20 protein-coding genes are annotated in these 20,658 nt (G+C 65.5%); 12 read left to right on the forward strand and 8 right to left on the reverse strand.

Translation table 11 applies throughout. The features are described from left to right. Position 1: 1 nt before the first annotated feature. Genes SLQ30_RS19570 through SLQ30_RS19585 form a run of 4 tightly spaced genes read right to left on the reverse strand, consistent with a single transcriptional unit; the run spans position 2 to position 3,086 of the window. On the reverse strand, positions 2–1,234 hold the full coding sequence (locus SLQ30_RS19570; RefSeq protein WP_319447726.1) for a cytochrome P450: 1,233 nt from the start codon (positions 1,232–1,234) through the stop codon (positions 2–4). After that, positions 1,218–1,679 (reverse strand): MaoC/PaaZ C-terminal domain-containing protein, encoded by a 462-nt coding sequence (locus SLQ30_RS19575; RefSeq protein ID WP_319447725.1) that lies wholly within the window; start codon positions 1,677–1,679, stop codon positions 1,218–1,220. Before SLQ30_RS19575 ends, SLQ30_RS19570 begins: the two co-directional genes overlap by 17 nt. Beyond that, positions 1,676–2,182, reverse strand: a complete 507-nt coding sequence (locus tag SLQ30_RS19580) for a MaoC family dehydratase N-terminal domain-containing protein (protein WP_319447724.1) — start codon at positions 2,180–2,182, stop codon at positions 1,676–1,678. Before SLQ30_RS19580 ends, SLQ30_RS19575 begins: the two co-directional genes overlap by 4 nt. Before the next feature lies 1 nt (position 2,183). Further along, positions 2,184–3,086, reverse strand: a complete 903-nt coding sequence (locus SLQ30_RS19585) for an SDR family oxidoreductase (RefSeq protein ID WP_319447723.1) — start codon at positions 3,084–3,086, stop codon at positions 2,184–2,186. 61 nt (positions 3,087–3,147) lie between these two features. Here SLQ30_RS19585 and SLQ30_RS19590 point away from each other — a divergent pair, with 61 nt between their 5' ends. The 6 genes from SLQ30_RS19590 to SLQ30_RS19615 are packed head-to-tail and all read left to right on the forward strand — an operon-like array spanning position 3,148 to position 9,484. After that, a complete protein-coding gene (locus SLQ30_RS19590; RefSeq protein ID WP_319447722.1) occupies positions 3,148–3,975 on the forward strand; it encodes an enoyl-CoA hydratase/isomerase family protein in 828 nt (275 codons plus the stop codon). Between the two features lie 3 nt (positions 3,976–3,978). Further along, entirely contained in the window at positions 3,979–5,406 is a 1,428-nt protein-coding gene (locus SLQ30_RS19595) for a FadR/GntR family transcriptional regulator (RefSeq protein ID WP_319447721.1), read from the forward strand. A 58-nt stretch (positions 5,407–5,464) separates the two neighbouring features. Continuing rightward, positions 5,465–7,060 carry an AMP-binding protein gene (locus tag SLQ30_RS19600; RefSeq protein WP_319447720.1) on the forward strand — a complete coding sequence of 532 codons (1,596 nt, stop codon included), beginning with the start codon at positions 5,465–5,467 and terminating at the stop codon, positions 7,058–7,060. 23 nt (positions 7,061–7,083) lie between these two features. Beyond that, positions 7,084–7,494 carry a Zn-ribbon domain-containing OB-fold protein gene (locus SLQ30_RS19605; RefSeq protein WP_319447719.1) on the forward strand — a complete coding sequence of 137 codons (411 nt, stop codon included), beginning with the start codon at positions 7,084–7,086 and terminating at the stop codon, positions 7,492–7,494. Beyond that, the gene (locus SLQ30_RS19610) at positions 7,494–8,699 is read left to right on the forward strand and encodes a thiolase family protein (RefSeq protein ID WP_413468089.1); all 1,206 of its coding nucleotides are present in this window, start codon (positions 7,494–7,496) and stop codon (positions 8,697–8,699) included. The genes SLQ30_RS19605 and SLQ30_RS19610 overlap by 1 nt, the downstream gene beginning before the upstream one ends. After that, positions 8,696–9,484 (forward strand): enoyl-CoA hydratase-related protein, encoded by a 789-nt coding sequence (locus tag SLQ30_RS19615; protein WP_319447718.1) that lies wholly within the window; start codon positions 8,696–8,698, stop codon positions 9,482–9,484. The genes SLQ30_RS19610 and SLQ30_RS19615 overlap by 4 nt, the downstream gene beginning before the upstream one ends. Positions 9,485–9,515: 31 nt before the next feature. Here SLQ30_RS19615 and SLQ30_RS19620 read toward each other — a convergent pair whose 3' ends face one another. The 4 genes from SLQ30_RS19620 to SLQ30_RS19635 all read right to left on the reverse strand — a co-directional run bounded on the left by SLQ30_RS19620 (position 9,516) and on the right by SLQ30_RS19635 (position 13,910). Beyond that, positions 9,516–10,511, reverse strand: a complete 996-nt coding sequence (locus SLQ30_RS19620; RefSeq protein WP_319447717.1) for a spirocyclase AveC family protein — start codon at positions 10,509–10,511, stop codon at positions 9,516–9,518. Between the two features lie 316 nt (positions 10,512–10,827). Further along, a complete protein-coding gene (locus tag SLQ30_RS19625; protein WP_319447716.1) occupies positions 10,828–11,595 on the reverse strand; it encodes an SDR family NAD(P)-dependent oxidoreductase in 768 nt (255 codons plus the stop codon). A 9-nt stretch (positions 11,596–11,604) separates the two neighbouring features. Next, the gene (locus SLQ30_RS19630; protein WP_319447715.1) at positions 11,605–12,756 is read right to left on the reverse strand and encodes an acyl-CoA dehydrogenase family protein; all 1,152 of its coding nucleotides are present in this window, start codon (positions 12,754–12,756) and stop codon (positions 11,605–11,607) included. Positions 12,757–12,758: 2 nt separating this feature from the next. After that, a complete protein-coding gene (locus SLQ30_RS19635; protein WP_319447714.1) occupies positions 12,759–13,910 on the reverse strand; it encodes a thiolase family protein in 1,152 nt (383 codons plus the stop codon). A gap of 123 nt (positions 13,911–14,033) precedes the next feature. Here SLQ30_RS19635 and SLQ30_RS19640 point away from each other — a divergent pair, with 123 nt between their 5' ends. The 6 genes from SLQ30_RS19640 to SLQ30_RS19665 all read left to right on the forward strand — a co-directional run bounded on the left by SLQ30_RS19640 (position 14,034) and on the right by SLQ30_RS19665 (position 20,649). Next, a complete protein-coding gene (locus SLQ30_RS19640; RefSeq protein WP_319447713.1) occupies positions 14,034–15,197 on the forward strand; it encodes an acetyl-CoA C-acyltransferase in 1,164 nt (387 codons plus the stop codon). Continuing rightward, complete coding sequence (locus tag SLQ30_RS19645) at positions 15,194–16,033, forward strand: acyl-CoA thioesterase (protein ID WP_319447712.1); 840 nt, start codon at positions 15,194–15,196, stop codon at positions 16,031–16,033. Before SLQ30_RS19640 ends, SLQ30_RS19645 begins: the two co-directional genes overlap by 4 nt. A 4-nt stretch (positions 16,034–16,037) precedes the next feature. After that, on the forward strand, positions 16,038–17,153 hold the full coding sequence (locus tag SLQ30_RS19650; RefSeq protein WP_319447711.1) for a CaiB/BaiF CoA-transferase family protein: 1,116 nt from the start codon (positions 16,038–16,040) through the stop codon (positions 17,151–17,153). Between the two features lie 99 nt (positions 17,154–17,252). Continuing rightward, positions 17,253–18,305 carry a spirocyclase AveC family protein gene (locus SLQ30_RS19655; RefSeq protein ID WP_319447710.1) on the forward strand — a complete coding sequence of 351 codons (1,053 nt, stop codon included), beginning with the start codon at positions 17,253–17,255 and terminating at the stop codon, positions 18,303–18,305. 29 nt (positions 18,306–18,334) lie between these two features. Further along, on the forward strand, positions 18,335–19,441 hold the full coding sequence (locus SLQ30_RS19660) for a hypothetical protein (RefSeq protein ID WP_319447709.1): 1,107 nt from the start codon (positions 18,335–18,337) through the stop codon (positions 19,439–19,441). After that, complete coding sequence (locus tag SLQ30_RS19665; RefSeq protein ID WP_319447708.1) at positions 19,441–20,649, forward strand: CoA transferase; 1,209 nt, start codon at positions 19,441–19,443, stop codon at positions 20,647–20,649. Before SLQ30_RS19660 ends, SLQ30_RS19665 begins: the two co-directional genes overlap by 1 nt. The last annotated feature ends 9 nt before the right edge of the window (positions 20,650–20,658 follow it).

Consider the following 20,658-nt stretch of genomic DNA (forward strand, 5'->3'; position numbering starts at 1 on the left):
GTCAGCTCACCCGCATCGGCAGGGAGTTGAGCCCACGCAATGAGACGACGGGCTTGTATCGCAGTTCTGAGCGGGGCACGGTGATCTCCCAATTGTCGAAGCGCTTGAGCAGGGTCTTGAGCGCTGTGCCGCCTTCGAGGCGGGCGAGTTGGTGTCCGAGGCAGTAGTGGGTTCCGAAGGCAAACGCTATGTGCCTGTTCGGTTTCCGAGACAGGTCGAGGACGTCTGGGTTCTCGAAGACAGACTCATCGCGGTTGGCCGAGATGATCATGCCGAGGATTTGGCCACCCTTCGGGATGCGGGTGCCGGATATCTCAACGTCCTCGAGCGCGATCCGGGTACCGCCGCATGGCACCGGTGAGGTGTAGCGGAGCAGCTCCTCGATGCCGCTGTCGATGAGGTCGGGATTCGCGCGGACCTTGGCCAACTCGTCGGGGTGGTCGAGCAGCGAGAGCACGCTGGCGCCGATGAGATTCGCCGTGGTGTCATGGCCGGCCAAGAGCAGCAGGAAGATCATCGCGACGATCTCGCGCTCGCTGAGTTTGTCGCCGTCGTCGTTGGCGCGAACGAGTTGAGAGATGAGGCCCTCGTCGGGATGCAGCCGGCCCTCATCGGCCAGGTACTGGAAGAACTGCATCAAACGCCGCCCGGTGCGTACGTTGCGCAGTACGCCGAAGAGTCCACCTCCCGCCGACGACGAGAGCCGGTGACACCAGTCGTGGAACTTGTCCCGGTCGGCATCGTTGACGCCGAGCATGGTGGCGATGACGGCCAGCGGCAGGCGTACGGCGAAGTCGTCGACCAGGTCGATGTCGCGCTTTTCGGCAAGCCGGTCGGCCAGGTCGGAGGCGATGCGCTCGATGTCATCGGCCATGGTGGCAACGAGCTTGGGTGTGAAGGCCTTGTGGACGAGGTTGCGAAGGCGTTTGTGGTCGGGATCGTCCTTGAAGACCATAGTTTCGAGCAGCAGCTTCATGGTCCCCGGCAGCATCCAGGTGACCTTCCCGGCGTCGCCGTACTTGATCGCGTCGGTGGAGAACCGCGGATCACTGTGCAGCAGCTGCACATCCTCATAGCGCGTGAGCATGTAGCCGGTGCCACGGAACATCAGCGGCGCCTTGACTTTGGACACCGGCGCCGCGCTCCGCAGGTGCGCGTACCGCGGGTATGGATTCCCGAACATCTCGCCTGTGCCGAGATTGGTGAACTCTTCTGTGTCAATCGATCCGGACATCGGACTCCGATCTCTCGGTGTGGTTTTCGGGGCGAACTACCGCAGTTCCCGACAACACCACCTCGTCGCGTTGGTTGGTGGTCTGCAGGGCCAGGGTGGCCCGAGGTGTGTCTTCGGTGGAGTCGACGGCTTCCACTGTGGCTCTGGCCGTGAGGGTGTCGCCTGGCCAAACCTGCGCGACGAACCTCGCGCTGTAACTGACGATCCGTTCGGCTCCGAACCACTCCGTGAGCAACCGTCCGGTCATACCCATCGTGAGCATCCCGTGAGCGAACACCGTCGGCGAGCCGCCAACGGTGCGCGCAAACGGCTCATCTGTGTGCAGCGGGTTGTAATCGCCCGACGCTCCGGCATATTGGACGATCTGGGTGCGCGTCAAGACGTCGACCAACCGCATCTCGAGGACGTCGCCCGGTCGCAGTTCGACAGACTCTTCGGTGGTCATCGACTCTCCTTGGCGGGTTCCGCGGCAGCACCGGGCATGCGATCAGGCTGGACCGCGACCGCGGTGGCCGTGGCGACGAGTTCGCCGGATGTCCCGCGATATTCGGTAATCGTTTCCGTGAAGATCAGTTTGCCGCCCTTGCGTCCTACCTTGTCCCACACCCGACCGGCCCGCTGATGCGCCACCAGGACATCGCCAACTCGAACCGGGCGAGCGAACTCGAAACGCTGTTCGGCGTGGAGCACCGCGCCTGCGCCACCGGAGGCCGATCCGTTGCCGCTCTTGCTGTCCGTCGAGCCGAGCCATGGCCGACCTGGGTGCGGCCGCAGGACATACTCCGGGTCGAACTGGGCGCTCGCTTGGACAAACGTCGGCGGAGCCGCGGCACCGGCCAGTCCTGTTTCGGCGAACGTCTCATCGGAGTAGGCCGCGCTGGTGTCGCCGATGGCACGGGCGAACATCAGCACGTGGCCCGCCTCGACGGGAAATCTCGGTACTGTCATGTCAGCCCCGCATCGGGTGGTTGAGGGCGAACGGCACGGTCGCGAAATGCGCGGCCTGCTCCTGCAATTCGGCTACCGACCATCGTCCACCGGGCTTGTCGATCTTGTCGATGATGGACCACGGTTGGAAGAGATGTACGCGGCTGCCCATCACGAAGAACACCCGGCCGTTGATCGGGCAGTCCTCGGTCGCCAGATACGCCACGAACGGTGAAACGTTCGCCGGGTCCATCGCACCGACATCCTCACCCCGTTCGGGATCGGGTACGCCGGGCAGTCCCGCGGTCAACCTCGTCAGCGCCGCAGGCGCGATCGCGTTGACCCGCACGTGGTAGCGCGCTAGCTCCTCGGACGCGATCATCGTCATCATCGCGATCCCGGATTTGGCTGCGCCGTAGTTGGTTTGACCGGGTTGGCCAAAAAGTCCCGAGGTCGATGACGTGTTGATGACGGCGCGCCCCGTGGTGCGGCCGGCCTTGGCCTGGTCCCGCCAGTAGTTGGCGGCGTGCCTGGTCGGGCAGAAGTGGCCCTTGAGGTGAACGTGCACGACCGCGTCGAACTCGTCTTCGGTCATGTTGACCAGGGTGCGGTCGCGCAGGATCCCCGCGTTGTTGACCAACACGTGCAGGTCACCGAAGTGCTCGACCGCCGTCGAGATCAGCCGCTCGGCGCCAGACCAGCTGGCCACGTCGTCATGGTTGGCGACGGCCTCCCCGCCCTGAGCCTGAATCAGCTTGGCCACCTGCTCAGCCGGGGTGACGTCGTCGCCCGAGCCATCGGAGCCGCCACCGAGGTCGTTCACCACGACCTTCGCGCCCTCAGCCGCAAACAACAGCGCATGTTCACGCCCGATGCCGCGACCCGCCCCGGTCACGATGGCGACCCGCCCGTCCAGCTTTCCCATGCACACTCCTTCGTGGACCAATACCGTCTCGGCGTAGCCAATTTAAAGTACACTCAATACTATGATTGAAGCTACCCCCGCCGACGGTCCGGATGTCAACCGCGAGCTCCACGACATCGAGTTCGTCGTCACCGACGACCACGTAGCGACCATCACCTTGAACCGCCCGGACTCGATGAATGCGTTCAACGACCGCATGGCCGCCGAGCTCGCGTGGGCATGGCAGACGGCGCGGGACACCGATTCCATTCACGCAGTAGTCGTGCAGGCCAACGGCGATCGCGCATTCTGCACGGGTGCCGACGTATCGGGGGGCGGCACGCCATGGTTCATCAAATCCAACATCTGGAACACCTTCGACCCCGGCGTCACGATCTCGCCGAAGCTTCACCATCGCTGCTGGAAACCGGTGGTCACGGCGGTCCACGGGCTGGCGGCCGGCGGGGCCCAGTACCTGATCAACGAGTCCGACATCGTCATCTGTACCGACGACGCCCTGTTCTTCGACCCGCACGCCAACGCGGGGATCGTTTCGGCGCTGGAGCCCATCGGAATGCTCTCGCGCGGAGTGCCACTCGGTGACGTGCTGCGCTGGGCACTGATGGGCGTCGAGGAACGCATCACCGCAGCCACCGCGCTGCGGCTCGGGCTCGTCACCGAGATCGTGTCGACCGATGACCTACGCGCCAGGGCTCACGCGATCGCGGCCGCCATCGCGGCGCGCAACCCCAGCGCGATCCAGGGCACAATCCGCGCGATATGGGAGTCTTTAGACATGACCCGGTCGGCGGCACTCCAAAACGGGATGGCCTACACCCACATCGGCAACCCACCCCTCGCAGAGCGCCGCGCCACGCCAAGGCGCAACGGCCAACCGAGCTACCGGTAGCTCGTGAACCCGGACGCGATCGCACCGCCCGTCGACTCTCGCCGCGCGAAACTCGCCGGGCGTGCGGCCGAGCAGATCATCGCCGACGTTGTCGAACTGGGCTGGCCGGTGGGTCAAATCCTGGGTTCCGAAGCCGAACTTCTCGAACGTTACGGCGTCAGCCGCGCGGTGCTGCGTGAGGCGGTGCGACTCGTCGAGCACCAGCACGTCGCCCGCATGCGGCGTGGCCCAGGGGGCGGGCTGGTCATCGACGAGCCAGACATCGACGCAGTGATCAGCCCCGCGATCCTGTATCTACTGCGGGTCGACGCCACCCTCGATGAGGTGTTCGACGCCCGCGACGTGCTCGAGGAGTTGACCGCTGAGATCGCGGCAAAACAGCTCGACGAAGCCGATATCGCGGCGATTCGGCAGACGCTGAGCGAGGAGTCGGCGGGCACCTCGCCCGACTATCGGCTGCTGCACAGCCGGTTGGCCGCGATGACCCACAATCCGGTGCTGGAACTGTTCGTCGAGATTCTCAATCGCGTCAGCCTCTACTACTTCAGCGACGCTGCGGCGTTGTCACCGGAGATTCATCTCGAAGTGCACCGTGCCCACGAGCGCATCGCCACCGCGGTGCTTGCCGGGAATCCGGGATTGGCACGCGAACGAATGCGGCGTCACTTGGAGGCCGAGGCCAGCTTCATCCGCAACCAGCCTGCCACCGTCCAGCGGCTCGACGCGTCGTCGGCAGTCGCGGGCGCGATCGGAGACAAGAGAGCAGAAGCATTGGCGCGCAACTTGTTCGCCGACATCGTCGAAACGGGCAAACCCCCAGGGGCGTTCATCGGCTCGGAAGCTGCGTTGATGGCGGACTATTCGGCCAGTCGGGCGGTTCTGCGCGAAGCGGTGCGCATTCTCGAGTATCACCAGATCGCATTGATGCGACGTGGGCCCGGGGGCGGATTGTTCGTGGCCGCTCCCGACGCGTCTGCCGTCACCGACATCATCGCGATCTACTTGCGCCGCCGCGGCGTCGGCCCGCACCACATGAGCGAGGTCCGTACCGGCTTGGAGTTGGCAATCGTCGAACGCGTTGCGGCCAGGCTGAAGCCGGAAGACGCCGACACCATCGAGCGGTCGTTGGACTCCGAATCCGCGGTGGGCTTCTATCGGGCTTTCGGTGAAGGACAAGATTTCCACTCGTCACTCGCTGCCTTGACCGGCAATCGAGCCCTCGAGTTGGTGCATCGCGTCACCATGCGCCTTGGCTGGCTGTTCTTTTCGCGGTTCGCGGAAGCGGCGCCTGCGGTGCTCGAGCTTTCGCAGCCGTCCAAGGTCGAGCCCGCCCACCGCGGCGTCGCCGAGGCATTGCTCGCCGGCGACAAGGACCTGGCCGTGATGCGTATGCGCACTCACCTGGCTGCCACCTCCCCCAGCGCGAAGTAACCAGCGCCACCCTCGCAGGACTTCCGATCCCATCAAATTAAGGATACTGTTCTAGCGGATGGTATTGCTTGAGGAGGAATTCGTGCGTCACCCCTGGGACCAACGGCTGGGCGTGTGGTGGATCGCGGAGGATCACCCGGACACCCCGGCGATCGTCGACTCGCCCACTGGACGGACCTTCACCTATTCCGAACTGGCAGCGGCCGCACACCGGGTCGCCAACGCGCTGCGCTCCCGCGGACTGCGTGACGGTGACGTCGTGGCCTACGCGTTGCCCAACGATGTCGACGCCGTCATCTGGCAACTGGCCACCAGCGAAATCGGGTTGCGCTACGTGTCGTTCAACACGGCGCTGTCGGCCGAGGAGTTCGCCTCGATCCTGGACCATTCCGGTGCTGCGGTGCTGGTTGCCCATGTGGACTATCTCGAGCGGTTCGTCGGGTCGGAACCCGCTGCCACCACGCTGCGGGTGATCGTCGGCTCCGACGGTGCGTCACCCGCGGGCTACCTCACTGAAGCCGAACTGCTCGCAGATGCGCCGTCGACGCCTCCGGCCGATCGTCGACTGGGCGACTCCATTCGCTATTCCTCTGGGACCACAGGCAAGCCCAAGGGCATCGTGCGCGCACTCAGCGATCGCGATCCATCCGAAGCGGCGAACGCGATGGCGGTCTTTGGCCGCGCCTTCGAGTTCCTGCCCTTCGACGGCGTACACCTGGTCTCGACGGGCATGCACCACGGCGGGTGCCAGAGCTTCTACCTCGGCGCGCTCAATGTCGGTCAGGCGCTGGCGATCATGGGCCGCTTCGATGCCGAACAGACCTTGGCGGCGATCGAAACGCATGCTGTGACAACTGCGTACATGGTTCCCACGCAGTTCGTCCGCATGCTCAAACTACCGCCGGAGGTCCGCAACAAATTCGACCTGTCCAGCCTGAAGTCAGTGGTCCACTCGGCGGCGCCGTGCCCACTGGAGGTCAAGATGGACATGATGGCCTGGTGGGGGCCGGTGCTGTGGGAGACCTACGGCGGCACCGAGGGCGCCGCGACCATCGCCAAACCCCAACGCTGGCTGGAAAAGCCGGGAACGGTGGGGCGCACGGTGCGGGGGATGCGGGTTCGGATACTGAACGACGAGGGAGCCGAGCTGCCGCCCGAGGGGATCGGCAACGTCTACATCGAGCGCGTCGACGGCGAGCGGTTCGAGTATCGCAACGACCCCGACTTGACGGCCTCGGTTTTTCGCGGGCACGCGTTCACCATCGGTGATGTCGGATACCTCGACAACGACGGGTACCTCTTCATCTGCGACCGCGCGAAGGACATGATCATCAGTGGTGGCGTGAACATCTACCCGGCCGAGGTCGAGGGTGTGCTGGCGGGCCACCAATCCGTCACCGACGTGGCGGTGATAGGGATTCCCGACCCAGAGTGGGGCGAGCAGGTCAAGGCGGTCGTCCAGGTGGCCGACGGAATCACACCGACGCAAGCGCTGGGCGACGAGCTGATCGCCTACTGCCGCGAGCGCCTGGCCGGGTTCAAGTGCCCACGATCAGTGGACTTCGAGCCGCAGCTACCCCGCACTGAAGCAGGCAAACTGCTCAAACGCAATATCCGGGACCGGTACTGGGCTCAAGCAGCCCGGCAAATCTGAACGCAAGGGAGTAACAACCACTAATGACGACATCGGTACCGATTGTCGAGTACCTCGTGCTCGACGATCGGCCTCATCTGGCCGCCCAAAAGTGCACCAACTGCGGGGCGCACTTCTTCGATCGCCGCGACGCGTGCGCGTCGTGCTTCGGTACGGAATTCACCACCGCCGAGGTGGGCAGCTCCGGCACGTTGGAGACGTTCACCATCGTCGCAGTGGCCGCCCCGGGTGTTGAGGTGCCGTTCGTGGCCGGTGTCGTTGATTGCGAAGGGATCTCGGTGCGCGCCAACATCGTCAACGTGGAGCCGACGGTGGATGCGGTCCAACTGGGGATGCAACTGCGGCTCACGACCTTTCCCATCGGTGTCGATGACAACGGCGTAACCGCGGTGGGTTTCGGGTTTGAACCAGACTCCAATGGGAAGGACAACTGATGGCTGGCGATGTCTGGATCCTCGGGATCAATATGACGAAGTTCGGCAAGCGCCCCGAGCGCGACGTCGTCGGACTGGGGTTCGATGCCGCCCACGCGGCACTGCTCGACGCGGGCGTATCCATCGCCGACATCGACGTATTCGCAGCGGGTAACCTGCTGGGCCAACCCGGATTCGGGCAAGCAGTGCAGAAGCAGCTGGGTCAGACCGGCATCCCGGTATACAACGTGGCGAATGCCTGCGCGACCGGTGCCACCGCGCTGCGCACGGCGATTCTCGCGATCAAGGCCGGCGAGGCCGAACTCGGGTTGGCCGTCGGGGCGGAGAAACTCGCAGGCGCCGGACTCCTCGGCGCGGGCGGCAAGTCGCGCTCCGGTGCGAAGACCTGGGAGCCGCACGGCCGCAAGGGGGCGGTCACCGGGCTGGAGGGACGCATCGGCACCGACTTGATGCCGGGGGTCTTCGCCCAGATCGGCATGCAATACCTGCATCGCCATGACTACCAAGACACTCCGCTTGACCTGTTCGCCAAGATCAGCGAGAAGAACCACTTCCACTCGACGCTCAATCCGCTTGCTGCCCATACCAAAGCCATGTCGGCCGAGCAGATCAAGGCCGACCTGATGATCGCCTATCCGAACACCCGGCCGATGTGTTCGGCCAATTGCGACGGCGCCGCGGCCGCGGTGTTGGTCAGCGACGAACGGCTGAAGACGCTTTCGGCCGAGCAACGCAGGCGGGCCGTCAAGGTCAGCGCATCGGTGCTCACCACCGACCCCTGGGAAGAGGCCTGCCAGGTGCTGCCCGACGTCAACACCCTGACCCGCAATGCCGCCCAACGGGCGTACGAGCAAGCCGGCGTGGGACCCACCGAGCTCGATCTGGTCGAACTGCACGACTGTTTCGCCACCGCCGAACTCGTCCACTACGACAACCTCGGACTGTGCGAGCCCGGTGGCGCCGTCGACTTCTTCAACAGCGGCGCCCCGTGGCGCGACGGCAGCCTGCCCGTCAACGTCTCGGGCGGCCTGCAATCAAAGGGCCACCCGATCGCCGCCACTGGCATCGCCAACGTCTGGGAGGTCTGCCAGCATCTGCGCGGGGAAGCCGGTGCGCGTCAGATCGAAGGCGCGCGAGTGGGTTTGGCGCATGTCATCGGGTTGGGCTCCGCTTGCGGGATTCACATCCTGGAAAAAGCGGCGTGAGCGAAGCAGCCGCGCTCGTCGAGCGACACGGCCACACGTTGGTCGTCACCATCAATCGGCCAGACGCGCGCAACGCGGTGAACAGCGCGGTGAGCACTGCGGTTGGGGATGCGTTGCAGCGGGCCCAGCAGGACCCTTCGGTGTGGGCGGTCGTACTCACCGGCGCGGGTGACAAATCGTTTTGCGCCGGTGCGGATTTGAAGGCGATCGGGCGCGGAGAGAACCTCTATCACCCCGAGCACCCCGAGTGGGGTTTCGCCGGCTACGCCCGCCATTTCATCGACAAGCCGACCATCGCCGCGGTGAACGGGACCGCGCTGGGCGGAGGTACCGAGCTCGTCTTGGCCAGTGACCTCGCGGTCGCCGACCGGGGTGCCACGTTCGGCCTGCCCGAAGTCAAGCGCGGCCTGCTGGCCGCGGCCGGAGGTGTGTTCCGCATCCTCGGGCAGATGCCACGCAAACGCGCGCTCGAATTGATCTTCACCGGTGAACCGATATCCGCGGACGACGCCGCCACAGCCGGATTGATCAACTACGCCGTCGCCGACGGGTCCGCGCTGCAAGCGGCGCTGGAGCTGGCCGAGCGAATCACGGTCAACGCGCCCCTGTCCGTGCAAGCCAGCAAGCGGGTCGCGCTGGGCGCGACCGACGGCGTCATCGAGGCTGAAGACGCCGGCTGGGCGCGGACCAGCCACGAATACGCCTTGCTCAAGCAGAGCTCCGATGCCAAAGAGGGGCCCGCGGCCTTCGCCGCGAAGCGCGAGCCGGTCTGGACCGCAAGCTGATTCGCCGCATGGCGACCCGCCGGCGGGCCGCCTAACGGCTACGGCCGGTGTCGGTCAAGACCGGCGACCAGTCCCTGACGCAAGGCGGTCCATCGCCGAGTCCGCACATCCCGTTCTGCAAGTAGCTCGGCACCGTCGGCTGTGTGGTGTCCGCGTGCTGGTTGACCGCGACGTAGCCGAGGTTGAAGACGATCATCGCCGCATTGAAGACTGCGCCCAACGCAAGGACGCGGATGAACGTGCGGCCCCTTCGGATCTTCAGTCGATCGAGGCCACGGTCGGTGAACATGTGGCCACGAGAGTCGCGGAAGTAATAGATCATGGCGCTCAACCCCACCATGCCGCAGCCCCACCCAAGCCCCTCGTACAGCGGGAACTGATAGTTCGTGCCCGGCCACAACGAGATGTTCGCTCCGACCCACAGGTAGCGATCCACGCCCTGAAGGAGCGTGATCAACTCGCCGACAACGTCCTGGGCGAACATCAGAATCATGAGGAAGGCGATCAGCCCGGCGCGGTTGATCCGCGGCAGATGACGACGTACCCAGTTCAGATATGCATCGACACCCATCATGTTGAGCGGCACGAAGAACAGGTAGATGCCGATCCACCAAAAGATCGGCTGCGGGTTCACACCACCGTTGTCGATCCATCCTGGAATGAACTCGCCCCAACTGCCGAAATTGAGGAAGTGGGAGTTGTAGGAGAAGACCGGGCGAAGGGCATTGACCAGTGGGTCCTGCCAGGCGGTCAGCATCCACGCCATCGCTACTATCGCCACTGGCGGAAGCTTGTGCTCCCGCAGTCGTTTACGCACGATCCAGGCGACGAAGACGATGCTCCCGCCGATGCTCAGCACGTCCCAGAAGCGAATCCACAACATGTTGGTTCCGTCGTCGGGGCCCGGCATGACCCGCTGGAATCTGTCCGAGGTGACCCACCGCCCGAAGATGTAGAGCTCGAGCACCAGAATGGCCGCACCGAGCCGGGCAAGCCAAACAACGCGTGGTGAATCGGTGCCGATCATTTTCTTAGGACTCTGTTCCCTCACGTCCTCGGAGAAAGCGTCCGGAGCACTCTTCGTCGTCATCGCACCGCCGTTCCGTTCTGGCCGACCAGTTACCGATCGCTCCGTTTAGCACACCATACATGCCTGTATGGTGTGCGCAACGGTATACTCAATTAGCCGTTGTTGGCAAACACGTGAGTCGATCGCCCCGCCCTCGGGCTGGCTCGGTTCAATCCGCATCCGCACGGGACCGAACTCGAAATCGACAGCGCCCAGTGCGTATTCGACCGATAGCAGGCCTGCATGGTGGTCTTCGAACGGCCGGCACCTACCGTTAGCGAGGCGCCATGCGCAGCGCGCCGTCGAGCCGGATGGTCTCCCCGTTGATGAATGGATTCTCGACGAGGCTCACGGCAAGGTGCGCGTAGTCCGTCGCGTCACCCAGCCGCTTGGGGTGGGGTATCGCCTCGGCGAGACTCTGTCGGATGTCGTCGCGGAGTCGGGCAAGCATCGCGGTATCGAACGTGCCTGGCGCGATGGTGTTGACCCTGATCTGGTAGGACGCAAGGTCTCTGGCAGCCACCAGCGTGATCCCGTGCACGCCTGCCTTCGCGGCGGTGTAGGAGGTCTGGCCGATCTGGCCGTCGAACGCTGCGACCGAGGCCGTCATCACGATGGCGCCCCGGTCGCCGTCAAGGAGTTCGTTGTCCGCCATTCGAGCCGCGGCCAATCGCAAGACGTTATACGTGCCAATCAGATTCACCCGGATCACCTCGGTGAACGTCGTGACGTCGGCCGGGTTCCGTTCCTTGTCGAGGATGCGGAGCCGGTCGCCACCGCGTCCTGCACAGTGCACAACCGCCCGCAACGGGCCGGACGCGACGGCCTCATCCAACGCCTCGTTCACCGCGTCTGTGTCGGTGACGTCGGCAGGCGAAAACCGTGCCGCGCTGCCGAGCTCCTCGGCGCGCAGCGCTCCCTCCGAGGATGGCAGGTCGACCATGACGACCGAGGCGCCGAGTTTGACCAGTCGGGTCGCGGTGGCTAGTCCCAATCCTGAAGCGGCGCCCGTTACCAGCGTGGAAATTCCGTCGATTCTCATGACTGCTCCTTAGCGTAGGCCGAGCGACTTGGCAATGATGGTCTTCATGACTTCGCTTGTGCCGCCATAGATTCGGGACACTCGAGCGTCAGCGTAGAGCCGCGCGATCGGCAGGTCGGTGATGTAGCCGTACCCGCCGAACAACTGCAGGCAGCGGTCGACGACACGACCCTGCATTTCGGTGACGAACAGCTTCGTCCGTGCCGCGTCGGCCTGCCCGAGTTCGCCGTCGACCAGGTCGAGTACCGCGCGGTCGATCATCGTCTGCGCGGCCTCCACTTCGGCACTCATCGAGGCCAATTCGAACTTCGTGTTCTGGAAGTGCGCGACGGTAGTGCCGAACAACTCCCGATTCGACACGTACTCGACAGTCAACTCGACGGCGGAGCGGGCCTGCGCCATGGCGCCGACCGCGATGGCCAATCGCTCCTGAGCCAGGTTGTGCCCGAGATAGGAGAACGCCACGTCTTCCTCGCCGAGCCGGTTCGCCACCGGAACGCGGACATCGGTGAATGACAGCTCCACGGTGTCCTGCACCTGTAGCCCCAGTTTCGGTAGGTGCCTGCCCTTTTCGAAGCCTGGGGTCCCCGCTTCCACGACAATCAAGGACATTCCCGCGCGGCGATCCTCGGAGGCGTCGCCGGTACGCGCCAGCACGATGACCAGGTCGGCCAGCCCGCCTCCGGTGATAAAGGTCTTGGCGCCGTTGATGACGTAGCTGTCGCCGTCGCGGACCGCACGCGTGCGCACCCCGGCCAGATCCGACCCCGTACCGGGTTCGGTCATGGCGATCGCCGTCAGTAGCTCACCCGACACCAGGCCGGGAAACCACCGGTCGCGCTGTTCGGCGTTGCAGTACTCGAGAAAGTACGGTGCAATGACGTCGGTCTGGGTGCGCAGCGTCCCGAGCGTCACCTGCGCGCGGGCGGCCTCCTCCTGCACCACCACGTTGTAGCGGTAGTCGTGGATGCCCGCGCCGCCATAGGCGGCGTCGAAGGCCATCCCCTGAACTCCTAGCTGGGCGATCTCGGCGAAGAAGCTTCGTGGGACCCGCTCCTGCGCCAACCAATTCGGGTAGGCAGGAACGACCTTGCGCGCCAGGTAGGTCCGCAGACTGTCCCTAAACGCAGCGTGCTCTTCGCCGAACAGCGTTCTGCGCATGGCTATCCCACCAACTCGACGACGGTGGCGTTGGCGGTGCCGCCGCCCTCGCACATGGTCTGCAGGCCGAACCGAAGATCGTTCGCGCGCATGTGATGCAGCATCCGGGTCATCAGAATGGCACCCGAGCCACCGAGCGGATGACCCAGCGCGATGGCCCCGCCCAAGGGATTCACCTTGTCGGGGTCGGCACCCAACTCCTTGATCCAGGCCAGCGGCACGGACGCGAACGCCTCGTTGACCTCGAAGACGCCGATGTCGGCCAAGGCGATCCCGGTGCGTCGCAAGACCTGCTCCGTCGCCGGGATCGGCGCAGTCAACATCAGGATCGGATCGGCGCCGACCACCGCACCGCCGCGGTAGCGCGCCATTGGGGTCAGCCCAAGTTCGCGAGCCTTGGCCTCGGTGGTCAGCAGCAGTGCGGCCGCACCGTCGGAAATCTGCGAGGAGTTGCCCGCATGGACGACACCGTCCTCGCGGAACGACGGCTTGAGCGCAGCGAGCGTGTCGATGCTGGTCCCCCGCCGGATGCCTTCGTCGGCGCTGAATTGGCCGGAAGGCGTTGTGATCGACAGGATCTCGTCGGTGAACGCACCCGCGTCGACCGCCTTCGCCGCCCGCTCGTGGGACGAAGAGGCGAAACCGTCGAGGTCGCGGCGGCTCAGGCCCCACTTGTCGGCTACCGCCTCGGCGCTCAAGCCCTGATTGAACGAGAAGTCGCCGAATCGCTCCATCACGCGAGGGCCATAGGGAAATCCGGTCTGTCGGGTCACCCCCAACGGGAGCCTGCTCATGGACTCCACACCACCGGCCACCACGAGGTCGTAGGCACCGCTTGCCACGGCATGGGCGGCGAAGTCGACGGCTTGTTGGCTGGACCCGCAGGCGCGGTTGACCGTCGTACCCGGGATCGCCACCGGCCAACCGGCCGCCAGCGCGGCGAACCTCGCGATGTTGCTGGACTGGTCACCGACCTGTGAGACGCACCCCCACACCACGTCGTCAACGAGCGCGGGGTCGACGCCGGTGCGGCCGAGCAAGCCGTTCAGCACGTCGGCGGAAAGGTCGACCGGGTGCACTTCGGCCAGTGCTCCGTTGCGCTTACCGACCGGGCTGCGGACCGCGTCGACGATCACGACATCGCGATTCAACACGTCACCTCGTTTCTCAATCATCTAACTGTTGAGGCCACCTACCCCAAGTGAAGTTGCCTACGGTACTGGAGTTGGTATCTAATCATTAAAAAGAGTGTCCGGTTTTATGTAAAGGGGTCCGAAGTGGTTTCACATGCCCGTGACGCAGTGATCGTCGGTGCGGTACGGACTCCGATCGGCAAGCGCAACGGCCAGTTGGCAGGCGTGCACCCGGCGGTGCTGTCCGGCAAGGTCCTCGATGCACTGGCTACCCGCACCGGAATCGACCCCGGCCTCGTCGACGACGTCGTGTGGGGGTGCGTGGGACAGGTCGGCGAACAGACCGGCAACATCGGGCGGAGCGGCGTGCTCGCGGCCGGATGGCCAGAATCCGTTCCGGCCACCACGGTGGATCGGCAGTGCGGATCGTCACAACAGGCGGTGCACTTCGCTGCGGCCGGCGTCATTGCGGGCCAGTACGACCTCGCGGTCGCCGGTGGTGTCGAGTTGATGAGCCGGGTCCCGATGGGCGCGTCACGAGGGGTAGACGTCGGCGAACCAATGACCGACGTCGTGCGCGAACGGTACGGGGTCAAGCAGTTCAACCAGGGCGTTGGCGCCGAACTCATTGCGCAGCGTTGGTCATTGGACCGCGGCCAGCTCGACGAGTTGGCCGTAGAGTCCCACCGGCGCGCTGCTGCGGCCATCGACGCGGGCGCGTTCGCCGACGAGATCGTGCCGGTCCGCCTGCCGGACGGCACGGTGGTCGACACCGACGGCGGCGTTCGGCGCGGTACCTCAGCCGAAACGCTGGCGACCTTGAAACCGGCGTTCAGCGCCGACGGATCGATCACCGCGGGCACGTCGTCTCAAATCAGTGACGGTTCGGCGGCGCTGCTGATCACCACGTCAGAACGCGCGGCTTCGTTGGGTCTGACGCCGTTGGCGCGGATCCACACCGCCGTCGTGGTAGGCGACGATCCGGTGGCGATGCTCACCGGTCCGATCCCGGCGACCGCGAAAGCACTTGAGAAGAGCGGCCTTTCACTGGCGGACATCGGAACCTTCGAAGTGAACGAAGCATTCGCGTCCGTGGTGCTGGCCTGGCTCAAGGAAACCGGCGCCAGCTCGATGTTGACCAACCCGGACGGCGGCGCCATCGCGTTGGGCCATCCACTCGGCGCATCGGGCGCACGTCTGATGACGACGATGCTCCACCGGATGCGTCGCGACGACATCCGCTACGGGCTCCAGACGATGTGCGAGGGCGGCGGACTCGCCAACGCTACGATCCTGGAGCTGCTGTGAGCGCGCTCGACGACACCGCGGTCGAGGAACATCAGGCGCCGACCACCGTCGCCGAGGCACTGACCCTTGTCTCGCTGTCCCGCAACCGTTTCCTGGCGCCTGCGGTCAGCGATTCGGGCCGCCGTCGGCTCTACGGCGGACAGGTCGCAGCACAGGCGCTGCGGGCCGCCAGCCTCACCGTCGACGACGGCCGCGTGGCCCATTCGATCCACGGCTACTTCCTTCAAGCCGGCGACGCGAGCAAGCCGATCGCGCTGCACGTCGAACGCGACCGCGACGGCGGCCGCTACTCGGCCCGCCGGGTAACGGCAACCCAGGGCGAGGCCATCATCCTTTCCATGTCGTGTTCCTTCACCCGCGCCAAGGAAGGCGACCCGTTCCAGGCCGTGACGATGCCCGCGGTGCAGTCGCCTGCCGAGCTGCAGACCTACGAGCTCAACACCGCGCGCACCTTCGACCTCGAGGCGCGTATCCCCGAGGACTCCGAGCCGTGGTACCGCTGGCCGGCACGGCTGTGGCTCCGGATTCGCGAACCACTTGACGACGACCCGAACGTGCAGGCCTGCGGTGTGGTGTTCCTGTCCGATCTGTGCACCGGGCTCTCGCGGGCACCTCAGGTCGAACTCGCCGGGTTGCTCCCCAGCCTTGACCACGCGGTGTGGCTGCATCGGGCCGGGCGACCCAACGACTGGCTGCTGGCCGATCTGATACCGCTGGCGACCGGCGGCGGCCGCGGCGTCTACACCGGCCAGCTCTACGACCAGGCCGGGACGTTGGTAGCCAGCCTCGCCCAGGAGTCACTGTTCGACACCGAGCGCGGCACCGACGGGAAATAGCCCGATGCCGTTGCCGCTGCACGGGATTCGCGTGCTCGAACTGTCCGGCATTGGGCCGAGCCGCTACGCAGGCATGCTGTTGTCCCAGCTGGGGGCCGAGGTCGTGCTGCTCATCCGGCCCGGAGAAGCCGCTCGCCGAGCGGACTCGGTCGTCGGGCGTGGCCGCCGACATGTCGTCACCGATCTGAAGAGCACCGGCGGCGTCGAGACCGTGCTCGCGCTGGCCGAGCGGGCCGACGTTTTGATCGACCCGTATCGGCCCGGCGTCGCCGAACGACTCGGAGTGGGCCCCGAGCCGTGCATGCAGCGCAATCCGGGGCTGATCTACGGCCGCATGACCGGATGGGGCCAGGACGGTCCGTTGAGCAGCACCGCGGGCCACGACATCGACTACATCGCCATCACTGGCGTGCTGCACGCGATCGGCCGGGCGGGTGCGCCGCCCCAACCACCGCTGAATCTGTTGGGGGACTTCGGCGCAGGCACCATGTTCCTTCTGACCGGGATACTCGCCGCGCTGTGGCAGCGTGAACGCAGCGGCGTAGGAGCGGTGGTCGATGCCGCGATCGTCGACGGCACGCTGTCGCTCGCGTCGTTCATCTTCGGCTTGCGCAATGAAGGCCAATGGTCCGACGAACGCGGCACCAACATCTTGGACACCGGTGCCCCGTACTACGACGTCTACCGCACCGCCGACGATCGGTGGATGGCGGTCGGGGCGATCGAACCGCAATTCTTCGCCGAACTGATGCGCATTCTGGACCTCGACGACGCCCCCGACCAGAATGACCGCACACAGTGGCCGCAACTCCGCGCCCTGTTGTCAGAACGTTTCCTGCAACGCACCCGTGACGAGTGGGCCACGCTGTTTGCCGGTACCGACGCCTGCGTGGCGCCGGTACTCACCTTCGAAGAAGCCGCGCAACATCCACACATCTCCGCCCGTGCCGGACTGATGCAATCCAACGGCGCGTTGTATCCAGCCGCCGCGCCGCGGTTTTCGACGGCCGAGCCAGCGCAGGACCCGGCTGCCGACCCCGTGGCGATGGTGGCCGCCGACTTACTCGCACGGTGGGGCACCGAAAATGGGGCGGGGCGTCACCGACGACGAGGGCCTTAGGGGTGAAACTTCGGGCAGTATGTTCAATCCTTGGGTTCAGTGTCCTTAATTTGATACGTTGAGCAAGTGGTGAAGCAGGCAGTCCCCGATCCTGATTTCGTGAGACCTGCTCCGGGCAGCAGCACCGAACAGCGGCTCACCCCGAGTACCCGCAGGTGGTTGGCGCTCGCGCTCGGTCTGCTGTGGCTGGTACTGACCGTCGCACTGCTGGCCTGCATGACGAGGGGGCCGGGCGAGCGGATCGGGGTGTCACCGCCCCGTCCTGGCTATCAGGTCGGCAGCGGGGTGTATGCCAACCCGCCGTTCCTGGGCTTCGAGCACTGGCCGCTGGTCGCCGAGATTGCAGTGTTGGCACAGGCTTTGGCAATGTACGGCTGGTACGGGTGGAGGTCATGGCGCCAGCGGCGTGTTCAGCCCGTTCTGGTCATGTTGATCGTCGGCACACTGATATCCCCGCTGTGGGATCCGCTGATCAGCTGGGCCGCCTTCACCGCCTACGACCCGCGGCTTCTGCACGTGCCCGAGACCTGGCCGCTCTACGACATCGTCCCGACCGTGCAGCCCCTTGCGACGCTGCCGGGCTACGCGATGTTCTTTGTCAGTGCAGTGGTCCCGGGACTTCTGTTGCACCGCTTGCTCACTCGCCGCGCACGGCCAGGGGCGCTCATCGAGCGCAGACCCCTGCTGACCCTGTTTCTGGTGGTGGGAGTCTGGGCGGCGATTTTCGATGCCATCCAGGCCTACATCGCCACCCGATTCGAGATCATCACGTATTCACAGATTGCGGTGGCGGCGTTTCGGCCAGGCACGACGTGGCAGTCCAACATCTTCTGGGAACCGTTCTTGTGTTTCGTCATGTTCGGCATCGCCGCGCTGACGGTCTACGAAGACGACGCGGGCCACACGATCGCGCATCGGTGGCGTCGGCTACCGCACCGGCCGCTGCTACGTGAGTTCATCCTGTCCTTCGTCGTGATCACGCTTGCCACCGCCTTGTACACCGGCGCCTTTGCGTTGGTGCGGCTCTCCGGAACCCCGACATCGGTCGCGTGCCCGTGGCCGTACCAGGACACCGTCGTCTACGACCCCGACGGGCTGTACGCCAAGAACTGCCCCGCCGACGCGGTGGCAACGCCGTCGGCTATTAAATAAATGAGTGTCCTCTATGCTACCGTGGCGTCATGGTGACACCGGCGCAGGCACAACGGGCGGACATAACCGCGGACACCCCGTTCACCCCCGCCGACGACACGTTCCACACCCCACCCGACCGCGACGATCCGTACTGGGCAGAGACGACGTGGTGGTCGTTCAACGTGCCGGAGCGCAAGATCGGCGGCTGGTTGCACGCCACGTGTCACACCACCCGCGGGACCGTGACGTGGCGGGTGTACGTCTGGGATCCCAGCGGCGCTCGGCCCGATGAGCTCGCCTACTACCGGATCTCGCCAGAGACACCACTGGCGTCGACGGACAATGACCTGCGCGACATCACTTTTCCCGGCGGCGGCTTCGGGGTGAAGATGCTGGATCCACTGATGAACTATGAAATCAGCTACGCCGACCGCGACGCAGATTTCGCCGTCGGGTTCGAATATCGCGCCGTACATCCCCCACGCCGTTACACCCCTGGCGAGCCGCCGATCATGTTCACCCCGCACCTCGACCAGCTAGGGCACATCACCGGCGAACTGGTCCTGCGCGGCGAACGCATCCCACTGGACTGTTACTCGATCCGCGACCGCACATGGGGACCCCGCGGCGGACCTCCCAAGCCCAAGACCGGCCCGAAACCGAGCGCATCCAGCGACAAGGACCGGGTGCGCAAGCCCGGCGGTCCGCGTTGGCGCGAGGTCGAGCGCGAGCGCGGCCGAGGTCGAATTCAGTACATCTTCGGCCATTCCGGACCCACCACCGGCTTCTTGGCATTTGCCCGTCCGCAGGACGGCGATGCCAGCGGATGGTCACCGCTCAACCACGGCTGGCTGCTCAAAGACGGCCGGTTCGAGCGGTTGGACCGCTCGGCAAGCGCGATGAAGAACTTCCGCGACCCGAACACCGGGTGGAGTGCGCACATGGAGGCCCGCCTCACCGACGTGGCCGGCCGCAGCATGGACGCCGAGGGGTTCACCGTGAGCCACATCTGCGAACACGACGCGGGCAGCACCGCGCTCATGCGATGGGAGTTCGACGGCGAAATCGGGTGGGGCGAAGACCAAGACGTCTGGCGTCCCAAACATTTCGCCGCGATGTTCAACGCGCTGCGAGCCGACCAACCGGAGGACTGATGAATCTGCCGTTCGACGGAATCCGCGTCATCGAGGTGGCCGCATGGACTTTCGTACCTGGCGCGGGCGCGATCCTGGCTGACCTTGGCGCCGACGTGGTGAAGGTGGAGCCGCCAACCGGCGACCCGCAGCGGGGCCTGCGCAACGCGCTCAACGCCGACGACTCGGCCGCCAACCCCTTCCTGCAGGTACCCAACCGGGGTAAGCGCAGCATCACGCTCGACCTCGCAACCTCGGACGGGGTGGGCATTCTGCGCCGCCTGACCAGCGAGGCCGACGTCTTCCTCACCAGCTATCTGCCCAAGGTTCGCGCCAAACTCGGCATTGACGTCGACGACATGCGCAGCGTCAACCCCAAACTCGTCTACGTGCGTGGCTCCGGCTGGGGAAGCAAGGGACCGATGGCAGGCGACGGCGGCTTCGACGCCGCGGCGGCGTGGTCCGCGGCGGGCACCCAGTACAAGCTCACCGCACCGGGGTCGGCCGCTCCGGTCGCCCAGCCGGCCGCGTTCTACGACCTCCAGGGGTCCAGCGCGATCGCGGGCGCGGTGGCGATGGCGTTGTTGCGCCGCGAACGAACAGGCGATGGCGCGGTCGTCGACGTCTCGCTGCTCAACACCGGCATGTGGACCATGAGCCCCGATCTGGCGGCCTCTGCGACCAGTTCCGGCGAGCTCCCGCGCCAGGACCGCCTCGATGCCGCCAATCCGATCGTCAACAGCTACCGCACGAAAGACGACCGCTGGCTGAATCTCGTTTGCCTGCAGTCCGATCGGTTCTGGCCCGAGTTGTGCCAACTGATCGACCGCGGCGAGCTGGCCCACGACGAGCGATTCGCAGGTGCCGGCGCCCGATACGTCAACCGCGCGCAGTGCATCGCCGAGCTGGAGGCCGCGTTCGGCTCCCGCACGTTGTCCGAATGGCAGAGTGCATTGGCGGGATTCTCCGGGGTGTGGTCGGCGGCGGCCACGTTCGACGAGATCCGCAACAGCGTGCAGGTAGCCGAGAACGGGTACCTCCCCGAGGTGGTCGGCACCGACGGCAAACCATTTCAGTTGGTCTCGCCTCCGTACCAATTCGATGGCGCCCCAGCGATTCCGCGGGGACCAGCCCCCGAAATCGGCCAACACACCGAGGAGCTACTCGTCGAGTGCGGGTACTCCTGGGAGGAGATATCCGAGCACCGTGACAGGGGCACGCTGGGCTGAGCGATGCGC

The organism is Mycobacterium sp. RTGN4 (assembly GCF_033804635.1).
Lineage (GTDB): Bacteria > Actinomycetota > Actinomycetes > Mycobacteriales > Mycobacteriaceae > Mycobacterium.